Annotated in this window: 17 protein-coding genes and 1 pseudogene; 7 read left to right on the forward strand and 11 right to left on the reverse strand. The window is 70.2% G+C overall.

What is annotated here, in order from left to right:
• Window positions 1-51 precede the first annotated feature (51 nt).
• Window positions 52-375, reverse strand: coding sequence for a CGCGG family putative rSAM-modified RiPP protein (locus tag C472_RS02745; RefSeq protein ID WP_006628262.1), 324 nt, complete (start codon window positions 373-375; stop codon window positions 52-54).
• An 84-nt stretch (window positions 376-459) separates the two neighbouring features.
• Between C472_RS02745 and C472_RS17740 the strand changes: the two are divergent.
• The 3 genes and pseudogenes from C472_RS17740 (at window position 460) to C472_RS02755 (ending at window position 2218) form a co-directional block, all read left to right on the forward strand.
• A pseudogene (locus C472_RS17740) lies at window positions 460-644 on the forward strand (DUF2249 domain-containing protein).
• Between the two features lie 114 nt (window positions 645-758).
• Window positions 759-1667 (forward strand): type II methionyl aminopeptidase, encoded by a 909-nt coding sequence (gene map, locus C472_RS02750; protein WP_006628263.1) that lies wholly within the window; start codon window positions 759-761, stop codon window positions 1665-1667.
• Window positions 1667-2218 (forward strand): HIT family protein, encoded by a 552-nt coding sequence (locus C472_RS02755; RefSeq protein WP_006628264.1) that lies wholly within the window; start codon window positions 1667-1669, stop codon window positions 2216-2218. The genes map and C472_RS02755 overlap by 1 nt, the downstream gene beginning before the upstream one ends.
• A 305-nt stretch (window positions 2219-2523) precedes the next feature.
• On the opposite strand, the gene C472_RS02760 is transcribed toward C472_RS02755, so the two are convergent.
• From C472_RS02760 to C472_RS02770, 3 genes are read right to left on the reverse strand one after another with little or no spacing between them, the layout of a single operon-like run.
• Window positions 2524-3273 carry an ABC transporter ATP-binding protein gene (locus tag C472_RS02760; protein WP_006628265.1) on the reverse strand — a complete coding sequence of 250 codons (750 nt, stop codon included), beginning with the start codon at window positions 3271-3273 and terminating at the stop codon, window positions 2524-2526.
• Entirely contained in the window at window positions 3273-3995 is a 723-nt protein-coding gene (locus tag C472_RS02765) for an ABC transporter permease (protein WP_006628266.1), read from the reverse strand. Before C472_RS02765 ends, C472_RS02760 begins: the two co-directional genes overlap by 1 nt.
• Window positions 3992-4978, reverse strand: a complete 987-nt coding sequence (locus C472_RS02770; RefSeq protein WP_006628267.1) for a substrate-binding domain-containing protein — start codon at window positions 4976-4978, stop codon at window positions 3992-3994. Before C472_RS02770 ends, C472_RS02765 begins: the two co-directional genes overlap by 4 nt.
• Before the next feature lie 104 nt (window positions 4979-5082).
• On the opposite strand from C472_RS02770, the gene C472_RS02775 reads away from it, so the two are divergent.
• Window positions 5083-5904, forward strand: coding sequence for a TOBE domain-containing protein (locus C472_RS02775; protein WP_006628268.1), 822 nt, complete (start codon window positions 5083-5085; stop codon window positions 5902-5904).
• A gap of 92 nt (window positions 5905-5996) precedes the next feature.
• Window positions 5997-7634 (forward strand): tryptophan--tRNA ligase, encoded by a 1638-nt coding sequence (locus C472_RS02780; RefSeq protein WP_006628269.1) that lies wholly within the window; start codon window positions 5997-5999, stop codon window positions 7632-7634.
• A gap of 444 nt (window positions 7635-8078) precedes the next feature.
• On the opposite strand, the gene C472_RS02785 is transcribed toward C472_RS02780, so the two are convergent.
• A complete protein-coding gene (locus tag C472_RS02785) occupies window positions 8079-8315 on the reverse strand; it encodes a CDGSH iron-sulfur domain-containing protein (protein ID WP_049906233.1) in 237 nt (78 codons plus the stop codon).
• A gap of 84 nt (window positions 8316-8399) precedes the next feature.
• Here C472_RS02785 and msrB point away from each other — a divergent pair, with 84 nt between their 5' ends.
• A complete protein-coding gene (gene msrB, locus C472_RS02790; RefSeq protein WP_006628271.1) occupies window positions 8400-8822 on the forward strand; it encodes a peptide-methionine (R)-S-oxide reductase MsrB in 423 nt (140 codons plus the stop codon).
• Window positions 8823-8864: 42 nt separating this feature from the next.
• Here msrB and C472_RS02795 read toward each other — a convergent pair whose 3' ends face one another.
• The 4 genes from C472_RS02795 to C472_RS02810 form a co-directional block, all read right to left on the reverse strand.
• Window positions 8865-9614, reverse strand: a complete 750-nt coding sequence (locus C472_RS02795) for a sensor histidine kinase (protein ID WP_006628272.1) — start codon at window positions 9612-9614, stop codon at window positions 8865-8867.
• 87 nt (window positions 9615-9701) lie between these two features.
• The gene (locus C472_RS02800) at window positions 9702-10856 is read right to left on the reverse strand and encodes an acyl-CoA dehydrogenase family protein (RefSeq protein WP_006628273.1); all 1155 of its coding nucleotides are present in this window, start codon (window positions 10854-10856) and stop codon (window positions 9702-9704) included.
• A 142-nt stretch (window positions 10857-10998) separates the two neighbouring features.
• Entirely contained in the window at window positions 10999-12138 is a 1140-nt protein-coding gene (locus C472_RS02805) for a pyridoxal phosphate-dependent aminotransferase (RefSeq protein ID WP_006628274.1), read from the reverse strand.
• A complete protein-coding gene (locus C472_RS02810; RefSeq protein ID WP_006113643.1) occupies window positions 12135-12623 on the reverse strand; it encodes an Lrp/AsnC family transcriptional regulator in 489 nt (162 codons plus the stop codon). Before C472_RS02810 ends, C472_RS02805 begins: the two co-directional genes overlap by 4 nt.
• A gap of 141 nt (window positions 12624-12764) precedes the next feature.
• Between C472_RS02810 and C472_RS02815 the strand changes: the two genes are divergently transcribed.
• Window positions 12765-13628, forward strand: coding sequence for an aldo/keto reductase (locus tag C472_RS02815; protein WP_006628275.1), 864 nt, complete (start codon window positions 12765-12767; stop codon window positions 13626-13628).
• Between the two features lie 43 nt (window positions 13629-13671).
• Here the strand turns inward: C472_RS02815 and C472_RS02820 are convergent, their stop codons facing one another.
• Both C472_RS02820 and C472_RS02825 read right to left on the reverse strand, forming a co-directional pair.
• On the reverse strand, window positions 13672-14487 hold the full coding sequence (locus tag C472_RS02820; protein WP_006628276.1) for a hypothetical protein: 816 nt from the start codon (window positions 14485-14487) through the stop codon (window positions 13672-13674).
• A gap of 66 nt (window positions 14488-14553) precedes the next feature.
• Window positions 14554-15197: adenylosuccinate synthetase (locus C472_RS02825; protein WP_006628277.1), on the reverse strand; the 644-nt coding region annotated here is incomplete at its 5' end.

The raw sequence follows: 15197 nt of genomic DNA on the forward strand, positions 1-15197 counted from the left end.
CGCCGGCGCGAGCGACCGACTTTCGGGCGTCGACGCGAGCGATTTCTCCGCCTACACCTCGACGCGGACGACGTGGCCGCCGCAGCCGCACTGCTCGACGTACTCCGCGTCGACGTCGTCGCCGAACGCCGATTCCAGCGCCTCGAAGAGGTACTCCTCCGGGTGGCCGTGGTCGCCGTGGGTGACGAGGTTGACGTGGTTGCCGGCGGCCGTATGCTCGACCGCCTCGATCGGCTGCCGGACGAGCAGGTCGCGGTCCTCGGCGTGGTCCGGGCCTTCGAGGTTCGCGGACCGCGAGTTCTCGTGGACGTGATCCGTCACCGGGTCCGCGCCGTGGTCGTGCTCGTGATCGTGTCCCGCTGGTGTGCTCGACATACCGGTCGGTACGCGTCCCGGCCCCGTACGTCTTCGAGCGGACAGGTTCGAGCGAACGCGGACGAGCGACTCGACGCCCGCGAGATCGACGGCGAACCGTTCGGCGACGTCGTGGCCGCGCTCGACGGGCTCGACGACGGGGAGTCGCTCTGTCCGGTGAACGGCTCCGAGCCGGTCCCGCTGTACGACGTGCTGGCCGAACGGGGGTCCCCCGCGAGACGGCGAACCCGGCCGAAGACGAGTGGTACGTCGATATCGCGCCCGCCTGAGCGGGGCCGACCTCTTCTTTCGACCCCCGACCGCGGCCCTCCCCGGCGACCCTTCTCGGCCTCCGGCGACCGCCCTCCGCAACCTCTTTGCGCGCGGTCGCCGAACCCGGACCCATGAGTCACGGATCCCTCGACGCGGACGCGGTCGAGAGCTACCGCGAGGCCGGCGCGGTGTTGGTGGAGGCGATGAACGAGGCCCGCGAGATGGTCGAACCGGGCCGGACCCACCTCGAAGTGGCCGAGTGGACGGAGGACTTCGTCCGCGAGCAGGGCGCGGGCCTCGCGTTCCCGGTGAACGTCAGCGTCGACCCCGAGGCGTCGCACGCGACGCCGAGCCGCGACGACGAGACGGAGTTCGGCGAGGAGATGGTGTGTCTCGACGTGGGCGTCCACGTCGACGGCTACATCGCCGACGCCGCGGTGACCGTCGACCACAGCGGGACCCCGGAACTCGTCGAGGCCGCGGAGATGGCGCTCGAAGCGGCCCTCGACGAGGCCGGCCCGGGCGTCGAGGTCGGCGTCGTCGGGCAGGCGATCGAGGACGTGATCCGCGGGTACGGCTACACCCCGGTCCTCAACCTCTCCGGCCACGGCGTCCAGCGCTACGACGCCCACACCGGCCCGACCGTGCCGAACCGCGGGGTCGACCGCTCGGTCGAACTCGAACCGGGGCAGGCGGTCGCGATCGAGCCGTTCGCCACCGACGGCCGCGGGAAGGTCGGCGAGGGGACCGACGAGGAGATCTTCGAACAGCAGGGCTCGGCGAGCGTGCGCGACCGACGCGCGCGGCAGGCGCTCGAAGAGATCGAGGCGTTCGACGACCTCCCCTTCGCCGCCCGCTGGCTGGAATCGGACCGCGCCGAGATGTCGCTCCGCCGCCTGAAGCAGGCGAACGCGATCAAGGGCTACCCCGTCTTAAAAGAGGACGACGACGCCCTCGTGAGCCAGGCGGAACACACCCTCCTGGTCACCGAGGACGGCGTCGAGGTGACGACCGCGGGGATCCACGGCTTCGACGACTGATGGACCGGATCTTCGCGCCGTGGCGGATCGAGTGGGTCGAGCGCGACGCCGACCCGATCGACGGCTGCCCGTTCTGCGTCCTGCCCGAGCGCGAGGACGCCCGCGAGGCGCGCGTGGTCGCCCGGAGCGAGTACAACTACGTCCTCCTCAACAACGCGCCGTACAACCCCGGCCACGCGATGGTGATCCCGGGCGACCACGTCGAGGACCCGACCGACCTCGACGACGCGACCCTGCTCGATCACGCGAAGCTGAAGGCGGCGACGCTCTCGGCGCTGCGCCGCGACCTCGACCCCGACGGGGTCAACACCGGGCAGAACCTCGGCGGCGACGCCGCCGGCGGCTCGATCGACCACCTCCACACCCACGTCGTCCCGCGGTGGAGCGGCGACACGAACTTCATGCCCGTCACCGGCGACACGAAGGTGATCGTGGAGGCGATAGAGCGCACCTACGACCACCTCCACGCCGGGTTCGCGGCCGACGAGAACGCCGTCGATTCGGGCGACGCCGACGCGGGCGACGCGGTCGAACTCGACTTCGGCGTCTGAGCCGGCGGCGTCGACTACTTATAAATAGATTGGCGGCGCGTGTCTACGAGCGTGCCGCCGGGCCCGACCGCTCGCAGGTACGCACCACCGCACCGCGGATTGGTCGTCTCTCTTGCCGTATTGAGCGCTCCGCGAATTCCCCGTAGTAACCGCGATCGGGTCGGAACGTGTCGCTTCCCGGGGATTCAACAGAGCCACCAATTCGTGCGCGAGCGAGTGAGGATTTTAAAAGCGTTCGCCGCAGAGTCGCCGACCGCCCAGCACGGACCGCCGCCTCCGACCGGCCCCGACCCTCTCGAAACGCGTCAGTACACCAACTCGCCCGAGATGAACTTCCGCGTCCGCTCGTTCGCCGGGTCCTCGAAGACGACCTCGGTCGGCCCCATCTCCGTGATCCCGTCGTCGAGCAGCACGGCGACGCGGTCCGCGACGCGCTCGGCCTGATGCATGTCGTGGGTGGCGACCGCGACGCCGATCCCCCGGTCCCGCGCCTCGCCGATCGCCTCCTCGATGACCGCGGTGTTGCGCGGGTCGAGGTCGGAGGTGGGCTCGTCGAGCAGCAGGGCGTCCGGCTCGTACGCCAGCGCTCGGGCGAAGGAGACGCGCTGGGCCTCGCCCCCCGAGAGCGAGTCGGCGTGGCGGCGCGTCTCGTCCGCCAGCCCGACGACATCGAGCGCCTCGCGGACCGCGTCCGGGACGCCGCGCCCGAACAGCGACCCGAGCCGGTCCGTCCACGACCGGCGGACCCGGAGCCCGTATTCGACGTTGCGCGCGACCGAGGCGTCGAAGAGGCTCGCCTCCTGAAACACCATGCCGACGCGGCGGCGGAGGGCGAGCCGCTCCGACGCGGAGCGCGCCCACGGGTCGACATCGTCGAGCGCGACGCTCCCCTCGTCCGGCTCCGCGGCGAGCGCGAGCAGGCGGAGCAGCGTCGTCTTCCCGACCCCGGACGGCCCGATGACCGCGATCACCTCGCCGGCGTCGACCTCGACCGACAGGTCCCGGAAGATGGTCTCGTCGCCGTACGCCACAGAGACGTCGGCCGCCCGGAGCATCAGGCGTTCACCCCGCCGTCGCCGAAGCGGACGACGACCGCGTTGACGGTCAACACGAGCGCGACGAGCACCGCGCCGAGGATCATGGCGGTCTCGTACTGGCCCTGTCTGGCCTCCAGTTGGATGGCGGTCGTCAGGGTGCGGGTCTTCGAGACCCCGTCCGGGCCGGTGATGTTCCCGCCGACGATGAGGACCGACCCGACCTCGCTGACCGCGCGGCCGAACCCGGCCAACACGGCCGTGGCGATCCCGTAGCGCGCCTCCTTGAGGACGACGAGCGCGGCGTCGATCCGCGTCCCGCCGAGCGCGCGCGCCGCGTCGCGGACGCCGTCGTCGACCCCGTCGACGGCGGCGAGGCTGATCGCCGTGATCGGCGGCGTCGCGAGCACGAACTGCGACATGATCATCGCCTCGCGGGTGAAGATGAGCTCAAGCGACCCGAGCGGCCCCTGATTCGAGACGGCGAAGAGGACGACCAGCCCGACAACGACGCTCGGGAACCCCATCCCCGTGTTGATGACCGACTTCACGAACCCCTTCCCGGGGAACTCGGCGAACCCGAGCGCGACCGCGACCGGCACGCTGACGAGCGTGCTCACGGCGACGGCGGTGACGCTCACGTACAGCGAGACGTAGACGATGCTCCAGACGTACCCCTCCCTGAACGGGAGGTCGAGGAGCGCCGGTGCCAGTTGCGGGATCGCCGCGAGGGACACGCTCACTCGTCGTCGGAGTCGCCACTCCAGCCTTCCGGTACGTACTGCTGGAAGTCCGGGTCCTCCGAGACCGCCCTGGGGAAGAACAGCTGTTCCCCGTCCACCCGGTACTCCGAGATCGACGCTTGGACGCTCGGGCTCGTGATCCAGCCGATGTACGCCATCGCGAGGTCGTAGTTGGCGTCCTCGTGGACGCCCGGGTTCACCGCCATGACTCCGTAGGGGTTCGCGAGGGTCTCCGGTCCGTCCTCGATCGGTCCCTGAACGAGGATCGTCAGGTCGATCTCGGAGCGCTGCGAGATGTAGGTCCCCCGGTCCGAGAGCGTGTACGCGCCCTGCTGGGTGGCGATGTTCAGCGCCTCGCCCATTCCGCTGCCGGTCTCCTGATACCAGTCGCCGCCGGGGTCGGTGCCGGCCGCCTCCCAGAGGTTGAGTTCCTTCGTGTGCGTCCCGGAGTTGTCGCCGCGCGAGACGAACGACGCCCCCGCGTCGGCGATCGTCGTGAGCGCCTCCGTCGCCGAACTCGTCCCCTGAATCCCGGCCGGATCGCTCTCGGGACCGACGATCACGAAGTCGTTGAACATCAGGTCGCGGCGGTTGACCCCGTACCCGTTGCGCAGGAACTCGTCTTCGAGCCCGCGGGCGTGGACCATCACGATGTCCGAGTCGCCGTTGCGGGCGGTTTCTAGCGCCGCGCCGGTGCCCTGGGCGACGGCGTCGACCTCGACGCCGTACATCTCCTCGAAGTCCGTGTGGATCGCGTCGAGCAGTCCGGTGTCGTAGGTGCTCGTCGTCGTCGTGAGCGTCAGCGTCTCGCCGGCGACGCCGACGGCCTCGCTGGCGCTCCCGCCGTCGCTAGTCTCGTTGCCGCCGGTCCCCCCGTCACCGCCGCTGCCGCCGCTGCCGCCGCCCGCCGACGAGCAGCCGGCCGTGCCCACTATCCCGGCGGCACTCAACGCCGCCACGAACTCGCGTCGTTGTATCGTCATAGATACAATGGTGGGTCGGATCCTGATATAATTTCGGTGCCGCGGCAAGCCGCAGGGCGCGTCCGGTCGAAAACGCCAACACGGACCGGACTCATCTCCCGGACATGGGACAGCCGACCGAGCCGAGTCCGGACGCGGCCGCCGGGCGCGGGCGCGCCGCCCTCATCGAGGACGGCGTCGAGTTCGACGGCCGGGACGCGGCCCTGCTGCGCGCGGTCGACGCGGCGGGGTCGGTCGCGGGTGCGGCCTCCGAACTCGGTCGCTCCCGCGCCCGCGCCCTCTCGCGGATCGAGGCCTTAGAGGACGCCTACGGAACGCTCGTCGAGCGCCGGCGCGGCGGCGAGGGCGGCGGCGGGAGCCGGCTCGCCGCCCCGGGACGCAACCTCCTCGACCGGTACGACCGGCTTCAGGCGGTCCTCGCGGCGACCGCAGCCGTGCCGGAGACGGTCCTCGACGGCACCGTCGTCGCCGTCGACGGGGAACTGGCGGTCGTCGACACCGCGGTCGGCGAACTGTCGGGGCTCCACGGCGGCGGGGACGGCGCGAACAGTGGCGCTGACCGGGACGCCGGAGTCGCCGTCGGCGACGCGGTCCAAGTCCGGATCGGTGCCGACGCCGTCACCGTCAACGACGCGGCCAACGCGGTCGACCCCGACGCGACGAGCGCCCGGAACCGCCTCGCCGGACGGGTCCGAGCGATCGAGCCGGGCGAGACGGTGTCGACGGTCCGGATCGCGGTGGAGGGCGACGGCGACGACTCGACCGGCGGGGCCGAGCCGAGCGACGGAGACAAGCCGAACGGCGGCGTCGAGGTAGCCGCGCTGATCACCGCCGAGAGCGTCGAGCGGCTCGGTCTCGCCGCCGGCGATCCGGTCTCGATCCGGTGGAAGGCGACGGCGACCCGACTGGTGCCGCAGACGGTGTGATTCCGGATCCGCGGGGTCTCATCGCCCCTTTCCCGTGGCAACTCCTCCCGCGCAAGCGAACGGTTTTTGCGTCGACCGACGGGAGAGATGGTATGGACGAGGACACCCCCGATGGGGAGCCGCCGGCGGCCGGCGGTCCCCGGACGGACGGCGGGACCGAGCGCGCCGACGAGCCGACCGAGGACGTCGCGCTCGACCCGTGGGGGTCGGCGTCGGTCGGCGACTACGCGGACCTCTTCGAGGAGTTCGGCATCGAGGCGTTCGACGACGTGGCCGACGACGTGCCGGACCCGCATTACCTGATGCGCCGCGGCGTCATCTTCGGGCACCGCGAGTACGACGCGGTCGCCGAGGCGATGGCGAACGACGAGCCGTTCGCGGCCCTCTCCGGGTTCATGCCCACCGGCGACCCGCACATCGGCCACAAGCTCGTCTTCGACGAGATCATCTGGCATCAACAGCAGGGCGGCGACGCGTTCGGGCTGATCGCCGACCTCGAAGCCCACTCGGCGCGCGGGATGTCGTGGGACGAGATCGACGAGCACGCCCGCAACTACCTCCTCTCGCTGCTCGCGCTCGGCTTCGACGCCGACGAGGGCGAGATCTACCGCCAGTCGGACAACCGGGCGGTCCAGGACCTCGGGTTCGAACTCGGCTCGAAGGCGAACTTCTCCGAGTTCGAGGCGATCTACGGCTTCGACGGCGAGACGAACGTCTCGCACATGCAGAGCGTCGTCACCCAGACCGCGGACATCCTCTACCCGCAGCTCGTCGACGAGCCGAAGCCGACCGTCATTCCGGTCGGCCCCGATCAGGACCCCCACGTCCGGCTCACCCGGGACCTCGCGACCCGCGTGCGCTACTTCAAGGTGACCGAGGCGTTCGCCTCCTTCGAGCTGGACGACGACGAGCGACAGCTGGTCCGGGCCGCCTACGACGCGCTCGCGGCGGACGCCGCGGGAGCCGACGGCGACGCGACCGACGTGCGCTGCGAGGACGCGGCCGAGTGGCTCGCCGACTACGAGCCGCCGGAGAGCGACCGCGAGAGCGTTGACCTCGCCGCGGCGAAGGCGTCCGCGCTCGACAAGCTCGAGGCCGGCGGGAAGGAACCGCTCCGTCCCCGGGTGCGCTTCTTCGACCGCAACGCGACCGACGAGGCGTTCGAGGCGCTGATCGAGGCCGTGGAGGGAGAAAAGCGCGTGTTCGAGGGCCACGTCGACGCCTTCGACCTCACCCGCGGCGAGGCCGAGTCGGTCGCCCGCGAGGTCGAGATCGACAACGGCGGGTTCGGCTTCCGGCAGCCCTCCTCGATCTACCACCGGTTCATGACCGGGCTCACCGGCGGGAAGATGTCCTCGTCGATCCCGGCGAGCCACATCTCGCTGCTCGACGACCCCGAGGACGGCTACGACAAGGTGAAGGCCGCCACGACCGGCGGCCGCGACACCGCAGAGGAGCAGCGCGAACTCGGCGGCGAGGCCGACGAGTGTCCCGTCTACGAGCTGTACGCCTACCTGCTGGCGGGCGACGACGACGAACTCACGAAGACCGTCTACTCCGAGTGCGTCAACGGCGAGCGCCTCTGTGGCGGCTGTAAGGAGCAGGCCGCGGAACTGATGCGCGAGTTCCTCGAAGACCATCAGGAGAAGCGCGAGGAGGCCGAGGAACTGCTCGAAGACCTCGACATCGACCTCGATTCCGACCGCCGCGGCACCGGCGGCGAGCACTGAACCGACGCGAGCGAGACGCGCCGATCTCCGACTTTTCGTCCCGCCGTGGCGCGCGCCTCCGAGGCCGCATCGCGGCCGAGGAGCGCCGCGCGAGGGAGTCGCTGGCGGCAGAAGCCGCCAGCGACGAGGCTGGGGAGGCGTGAGGTGCTGTGCGGTCGCGGTCGGGCGGGACTCGAAGGGGCAGCCGCGAGGGCGAAGCACGACGAAGCAAGCACCGCAGGAGCGAACGAAGTGAGCGACGAGGAGCGCAGCGAGTCGCGCGAGTCCTCGCGGCTGGGGCTTCGGCGGTCTCGGCCGGGACGGAAGCAACCCCGTACAGCCGAGTGGCTGGGGCTTCGACGGTCTGTGCCGCTCAGCTATTTATAAACAACCACGTACAGTCAAGCGGCTGGGCCTTCGGTGGTCGTCTCGCTCGTATCTCCGATTCCTTATAAGCGCGACCGGTCACTCCTCGTCGTACACGATCTTGTCGATTGCGCGGCGTTCGCCGTCGGCGTCGTCGTCCCCGTACTTATAAACGATCCCGTCCGCCTCGTCGGCCGTCGCGTTGTGCGAGCCGTCACAGAGCGGTTGGGTGTCCGACAGCCCGCACTGACAGACGTAGATCTTCCCGTCGTCGCCCATGTCCGACTCGTCGAGAATCGCCGGCCCGTCATCGTCGTGTGTCACTTCCCGAGCCATGGATACGCCGTCGGCCGCGACCCGCATACCGCTTCCGACGCCGACCGCCGCAACCCCCTTGGCCGTGGGGCGCGTACCGGTGGTATGAGCGAGACGAGCGATTCGACCGCTGACGCCGACCCGAGCGACCTGACCGACGAGGAGTGGCGCGAGCGGCTCTCCGACGAGGAGTACCGCGTGCTCCGCGAGAGCGGCACGGAGGCGAAGTTCTCCGGCGAGTACGTCGACCACCACCCCGACGACGGGGAGTACCGCTGTCGCGCCTGCGGGACCGTCCTCTTCGAGGCCGAGACGAAGTACGAGTCGGGCTGCGGCTGGCCCGCCTTCTACGCCGCCGAGGAGGAGTCGGTGACGACGACGGTCGACACCAGCCACGGGATGCGCCGCACCGAGGTCCGGTGCGCGAGCTGCGACTCCCACCTCGGCCACGTGTTCGACGACGGGCCGGAGCCGACCGGGAAGCGGTTCTGTATCAACTCGGTCGCGATGGAGTACGACGACGAGTAGGCGGGTTCGACGGGGATCGCCCCCGCTACCCGGACTGACGCGTCACCTCTCACAGAGCGGTAGCCTGACGACGAATATCGCGCCCTTCGGCTCGTTGTCCTCGATCCACACGTCGCCGCCGTAGATCTCGACGAGCGAGCGGACCAGATACAGCCCGATCCCGGCCCCCGGGCTGTCGAGTCCCTTCTCGCCTTTGCCGAAGACCTCGTCGCGCTGGTCTTCGGGGATCCCCGGTCCGTTGTCCGCGACCCGCACCTCGGCGACGCCGTCGTCCGGCTCGACGGTCGCCGCGACCGTCACCTTCGGCGGCGTCTCGTCGTTGTGCTGGACCGCGTTCCGCAGGAGGTTCCGGAACACGGAGCTCAGCATCTCGTCGCCGACCACCTCGACCGCGGGGAACGACCCCTCGACCGTGAAGACCGCCTCCGAGTACGCCGACCGGACCTCCTCGACCTGCTGTGAGAGCACTCGGTCGAGCGAGACGCGGCTCGGCTCGGCGTCGTCCCGGAGCATCACCTCCGCGAGGTCGCGGACCGTCGTGGTGAGCGAGACGGCGCTCTGGGTGTTCCGCTTTATCACCTCGAGGTACTCCTCCCCCTCCTCGTCGACGTGGTCGTCGAGCAGTTCGGCGTACGCGCCGACGAGCTGGAGGTCGTTGCGGATGTCGTGGCGCATCACCTGATTCAACAGCCGGAGGTCGTCGCGCTGGCGCTTGAGCCGCTCTTCCGGGTCCGCTTCCTCGCCGGTCCGGACGGTCCCTCCGTCCGTCTCGGCGTCCGCGTCGTCGCTCATGCCGGGAGCGTACGCTCGCCCGGCGCTTCTACGTACCGATCGCGATCTGGGTGCCGGTCGCCCTCAGACTCTCTCGCCGACTCGCCCTCAGGCCCCCTCGTCGAGCAGCTCCCGCGCGACGATGTTCTTCTGGATCTCGGTGGTCCCCTCGTAGATCTGGGTGATCTTCGCGTCGCGGTAGAGGCGCTCGACGTCGTGGTCGTTGACGAAGCCGGCACCGCCGTGGACCTGGACCGCCTCGTCGGCGACCTCGACCGCGGTCCGCGAGGCGAACTCCTTGGCCATCGACGCGAGCGCGGTCAGGTCGCCGGCCTCGTTGTCGACCGCCCACGCGGAGCGGTAGGTGAGCCAGCGGGCCGCCTCAGTGTTCGTGTGCATCTCCGCGAGCTTGTGTTTGATCGCCTGGAAGTCGCTGATCGGACGGTCGAACTGCTCGCGCTCCTCCGCGTACTCTAAGGCGCGCTCGGCCGCGCCGCGGGCGATCCCGACGCCCTGCGCGGCGACCGAGGTGCGGGTCTCGTCGAAGAACTGCATGAGCTGGAGGAATCCCATCCCGCGCTGGCCGATCAGGTTCTCCTCCGGCACCCTGACGTCGTCGAACCGCAGCTCTGCGGTGTCGCTCGCGCGGATACCGAGCTTTCCGGTGATCTTGTCGGCGGTGAGCCTGTCGCGGTCGCCCTCGACGAGGATCTGCGAGTAGCCGGAGTAGCGGTCCTCTATCTCGGGGTCCGTCTCGCAGACGACGACGAAGTAGTCGGCGACCGTGCCGTTCGTGATCCACATCTTCGAGCCGTTGATCACCCACTCGTCGCCGTCCTTCTCCGCGCGGGTCGCCACCGAGGTCACGTCCGACCCCGCCTGCGGCTCCGAGATGGCCGACCCCATCACCGCGTCGCCGGCGGTCACCTCGGGCAGGACGCGCTCCTTCTGCGCTTCGGTGCCGAACTCCATCAGCGCCTCCGCCCCGAAGCCGGCGCTGGAGATACACAGGCCGATCCCGGGGTCGGCCGCGAACAGCTCCTCGGTGAGGATGGCGTTCTCCAGCGACGAGTAGCCGATGCCGCCGTACTCGACCGGGACGTGCGGCGCTAGCAGCCCCATGTCGGCGGCCTTGTCCATCACCTCGTGCGGGTACTTTTCCTCGACGTCGTACTCCGTGGCGACCGGCTTGATCTCCTCCTCGGCGAACTTCCGCACCTCGTCGCGCAGCTGTTTCTGCTCGTCCGTTAGCTGGAACTCCATACGCCGACGATCAGGATCGAGCGTGATAATCGTTGGCGAACGCTGATAAATTCGCGAAAAGTTGTCCGTTTACCCGTCCGGATCCCGGCCGGGGGACCGGTTCCGTCGCCGGGATCGGCCGCGGATCCCTCCGGTCCGAGGCTCAGCGGTCCGCCACGAACGCCGCGATCCGGTCGGTCGCCTCCTTCAGCTCGCGCATCGAGGTCGCGTACGAGACGCGGAGGTGCCCCTCGCCGCCCGCACCGAAGACGGACCCGGGGACGACCGCGACGCCCTCCGCCTCCAGCAGTTCCTCGGCGAACGCCTCGTCGTCGCCCCCGCACTCGGGGAACGCGTAGAACGCGCCGCCCGGCTCGAAGGTGTCGAGGCCCATCTCGTTGAACCGCGAGACGACCAGCCGGCGGCGGCGGTCGTACTCGTCGACCATCTCCGCGACCTCGTCGTCGCAGCGGTCGAGCGCCTCTATCGCGGCGTACTGCGGCGTCGTCGGAGCCGACAGCATCGTGTACTGGTGGATCCGGTTCATCGCGTCGACCGCGTCCGCGGGCCCCAGCGCGTACCCCAGCCGCAGCCCCGTCATCGCGTACGCCTTCGAGAAGCCGTTGACGACGACCGTGCGCTCGCGCATCCCCGGCTGCGTGGCGATCGAGGCGTGGTCGTCGCCGTAGGTGAGCGCGGCGTAAATCTCGTCGGCGACCACGCGGAGGTTCTCGTCCCGACAGAACGCGGCGACTTCGGCGAGCTCCTCGTCCGTCATCGTCGCGCCCGTGGGGTTGTTCGGGTAACAGCAGACGAGCACGTCGGCCTCGGCCGCGCCCGCCGCCTCCAGCGACTCGCGGGTGAGCGCGAAGTCGTCCGCCGCCCGCGTGGGGACCGTCAGCTGCTCGCCGCCCGCGAGTTCGATCCCCGGGCCGTAGGAGATGTAGGTCGGCTCGTGGACCGCGACCGTGTCGCCGGGGTCGACCAGGGCCCGGAAGGCCAGGTCGACCGCCTCGCTCGCGCCGGTCGTGACGAGGACCTCCTCGCCCGGGTCGTACGACTGGTCGTAGCGCTCGTGGTGGTCGGCGATCCGCTCGCGGAGGGCGGCCATCCCGCGGTTCGCGGTGTAGGAGGTCTTCCCGCGTTCGAGCGAGTCGATCGCGGCGGTGCGGGCGGTCCACGGCGCGGAGAAGTCGGGCTCGCCGACGCCTAAGGAGATCACGTCGTCGCGCGCCTCCGCGAGTTCGAAGAACTTCCGGATCCCCGACTCCGGGAGGGTGCGCGCGCGGTCCGAGAGCCTCATGGCGACACGGAGAGGCGGTCGTCGTCGTCGCCGTCCTCGAACCGGATCCCGCCGTCCTTGTACGTCTCCATGATGTAGTGGGTCACCGTCTGCGTGACCGCCGGCATGGGCGCGACCTGCTCGGAGATGAACTCGGAGACGTCCTGCATGTTCTCGCCGAGGACCTCGACGGCGAAGTCGTAGTCGCCGGAAACGAGGTGTAAGGCGTCGACCGCGGGGAACTTCGCGATCCGGTCGGCGACCTGTTCGTATCCCGTCTCGCGGTCGAGTTCGACGTTGATCTCGACGACCGCGCGGATCTTCCCCTCGTCGACGCGATCCCAGTCGACGACCGCCTGGTAGCCGTGGACGACGCCGTCCGCCTCTAACGCGTCGATCGCGTCCGCTACCGCCGCCGCGTCGAGGCCCGTCTGGGCCGCGATGTCGTCGATGTCCTCGCGGGCGTTCCGCGCCAACACGTCGAGTACCTCGCGCTCGGCGTCCATACCCCACGATCGCGCGGGGGCGGCTTATGAGTAGCGACGGACGCAACACGGGCGACGCCGGCTCGGACTCGACCGCCGCCGTCGACCGTCTCCCCTTCCGGCATCCCCACGGCTTTCAGCGTGGCGCGCGATCGCCCGCCCATGGCCTCAGACACCACCGGCAGGAGCGAGACGTTCGACATCGGCGGCGACCTGACCGTCGACCGCCTCGGCTTCGGCGCGATGCGCATCACGGGCGAGGACATCGTCGGTGCACCCGAGGACGAGGAGGCGGCGAAGGACGTGCTCCGCCGCGCGGTCGACCTCGGCGTCGACTTCGTGGACACCGCGGACTCCTACGGCCCCGGCGTCTCGGAGCGGCTCATCGGCGAGGCGCTCGGCGACCCCGACGACGTGGTCGTCGCCTCGAAGGCCGGCCTGCTCCGCAACCGCGAGGGCGACTGGCTCCCCCACGGCGACCCGGACTTCCTGAAGAACCAGGTGCTGTGTAGCCTTGACCGTCTCGGGACCGACGAGATCGACCTCTACCAGTATCACCGCCCGGACCCAGACGCCGACTTCGAGGAGTCGGTCCACGCGTTCGCGGAGATGAAAGACGCCGGCCAGATCGCCCACGTCGGCCTCTCGAACGTCACCGTCGAGCAGTTGGAGACCGCGATGGAGATCGTCGATATCGCCACCGTCCAGAACCGCTACAACGTCGGCCACCGCGACGACGAGGACGTGCTGGAGGCCTGCGAAGACCACGGCGTCGGCTTCATCCCGTGGGGGCCGATGTACGCGGTCGAAGAGGGCGAGTCGGCCGAGACGTTGGAGGCGGTCGCCGCCCGGCGCGATGCGACCCCCCAGCAGGTCGCGCTGGCGTGGCTGCTCGATCACTCCGACGTGACGCTGCCGATCCCGGGGACCTCCAGCGTCGACCACCTCGAATCGAACGTCGCGGCCGCCGAGCTGTCGCTGACCGACGAGGATCTGGCGGCGCTGGACGGCGTCGACCCGCAGTAGTCGCGCAGCGCCCGCGGGCCCCGGTCGACGGCGCGACGCGCGGTCACCCGACCGTCTCGATCCCGGCCATCTCCGCGACCTTGAGCGCGGTCGCGACGTTGAACGCCAGTCCGAGCGGCGCGGCGACGAGCGCGGCCGCGAACGCCCCGACCGGGCCGGCGTGCGCGAGGAGGCTCACGGGGACCGAACAGACCGCCGTGACGATCGCGACCGCGAGGAAGAACCCCAGCGGCTGGTCGCGCGCCACGAGTCCGCGCGCCCGCCGCGCCGCGGACCCGATACTTCGGTCCTCCAACACGAGGACGTACACCGTCGGGAAGAACAGGTAGGAGAGCACCAGTCCCGCGACGACCGCGACCACGAACAGCGGCGGGACGACGAGCAGCGGGAGGAAGACAGCCGCGAACGCGGCGACGACGATCGCTTCCAAGAGGACCATCCGGACGCCGAACCGGCGGACCGCAGCGACGAAGTCGAACCCGCCGACGGTGATCCCGTCCGCGATGCTTCCGAAGTACCCCGCGCTCAGCGCGCCCGAGACGACGACGTACGCGCCGATTGCGGGGACGAGAAGCGGCAGCGGCTCCAAGCCGCCGAACGGGAGCGACACCGTCACGCCGCTTCCGTTCGGGGCGTCGACGAAGCTCCAGAGGTCATAGCGGTAGACGGGGAACGACGCGCGGAGCGAGAAACCGTTCGTCTGCGCCGTCGCAAGCAGGTCCCGCGTCCGGAACAGCGCCGTCGCCAGCGGGACGAGCGCGAGCGGGAGCAGCCGCGCGAGGTGAGAGAACGTGCGTTCGACGACCGATTCCGTCGGATCGGGGTCCCGGTCACGCGGACTGCGGGAGGGCCGAGCCATGGCGGCCGTTCGCGTTCGAGCCTCAAAAGCGTCGGTCGCTCGACACCACCGCTCGGGAGGAGAACCCTACTCGTCGAACGGGTTCGTCAGTTCGACCGTCTCCTCGCGGTCGGGACCGACGCCGACCGCGTAGACCGGGGTGTCGATCTCGTCGGCGACGAACTCCAGGTACTCGCGGGCGGCCTCGGGTAAGGCGTCGAAGCCGGCCTCGGCGACCGCGGCCGAGTCGAACGGCTCCCACGTGTCGAGCGTCTCGTAGACGGGTTCACAGCGCTCCCACCGCTCGGTCGTGGTGGGGACGGTGTCGAGTTCTTCTCCCTCAAGCTCGTACCCCGTACACACCTTCAGCTCGTCGAGTCCGGCGAGCACGTCGACGTGGTTGACCGCGACGCCCGTGAAGCCGGAGACGCGCGCGGCGTGCCGGAGCATCGGGAGGTCGAGCCAGCCGATGCGGCGCGGGCGTCCGGTGACCGTGCCGAACTCGCCGCCCTTCTCGCGGATCTCGTCGGCGAGCGCCTCCTCGTCGGCGTTTCCGTCCAACTCCGTCGGGAGCGGCCCCTCGCCGACCCGGGAGAGGTACGCCTTCACGATGCCGACGACCTCGCCGTCGCCGACCGTGGTGACGCCGACGCCGGAGCCGACGGCCGCCGCGCCGGCGGTGGGGTTCGAGGAGGTGACGAACGGGTAGTTCCCGTGATCGACGTCGATGT

This window comes from Halorubrum tebenquichense DSM 14210 (assembly GCF_000337415.1).
Lineage (GTDB): Archaea > Halobacteriota > Halobacteria > Halobacteriales > Haloferacaceae > Halorubrum > Halorubrum tebenquichense.

Excerpts from the sequence above, each read along its gene's own strand:
- C472_RS02755 (WP_006628264.1), top strand. The coding sequence starts at position 1,667 with ATGGACCGGATCTTCGCGCCGTGGCGGATCGAGTGGGTCGAGCGCGAC.
- C472_RS02785 (WP_049906233.1), bottom strand. The coding sequence starts at position 8,315 with ATGGCTCGGGAAGTGACACACGACGATGACGGGCCGGCGATTCTCGAC.
- C472_RS02815 (WP_006628275.1), top strand. The coding sequence starts at position 12,765 with ATGGCCTCAGACACCACCGGCAGGAGCGAGACGTTCGACATCGGCGGC.
- C472_RS02775 (WP_006628268.1), top strand. The coding sequence starts at position 5,083 with ATGGGACAGCCGACCGAGCCGAGTCCGGACGCGGCCGCCGGGCGCGGG.
- C472_RS02805 (WP_006628274.1), bottom strand. The coding sequence starts at position 12,138 with ATGAGGCTCTCGGACCGCGCGCGCACCCTCCCGGAGTCGGGGATCCGG.
- C472_RS02795 (WP_006628272.1), bottom strand. The coding sequence starts at position 9,614 with ATGAGCGACGACGCGGACGCCGAGACGGACGGAGGGACCGTCCGGACC.
- C472_RS02800 (WP_006628273.1), bottom strand. The coding sequence starts at position 10,856 with ATGGAGTTCCAGCTAACGGACGAGCAGAAACAGCTGCGCGACGAGGTG.
- C472_RS02810 (WP_006113643.1), bottom strand. The coding sequence starts at position 12,623 with ATGGACGCCGAGCGCGAGGTACTCGACGTGTTGGCGCGGAACGCCCGC.
- C472_RS02745 (WP_006628262.1), bottom strand. The coding sequence starts at position 375 with ATGTCGAGCACACCAGCGGGACACGATCACGAGCACGACCACGGCGCG.
- C472_RS02760 (WP_006628265.1), bottom strand. The coding sequence starts at position 3,273 with ATGCTCCGGGCGGCCGACGTCTCTGTGGCGTACGGCGACGAGACCATC.
- C472_RS02780 (WP_006628269.1), top strand. The coding sequence starts at position 5,997 with ATGGACGAGGACACCCCCGATGGGGAGCCGCCGGCGGCCGGCGGTCCC.
- msrB (WP_006628271.1), top strand. The coding sequence starts at position 8,400 with ATGAGCGAGACGAGCGATTCGACCGCTGACGCCGACCCGAGCGACCTG.
- C472_RS02770 (WP_006628267.1), bottom strand. The coding sequence starts at position 4,978 with ATGACGATACAACGACGCGAGTTCGTGGCGGCGTTGAGTGCCGCCGGG.
- map (WP_006628263.1), top strand. The coding sequence starts at position 759 with ATGAGTCACGGATCCCTCGACGCGGACGCGGTCGAGAGCTACCGCGAG.
- C472_RS02820 (WP_006628276.1), bottom strand. The coding sequence starts at position 14,487 with ATGGCTCGGCCCTCCCGCAGTCCGCGTGACCGGGACCCCGATCCGACG.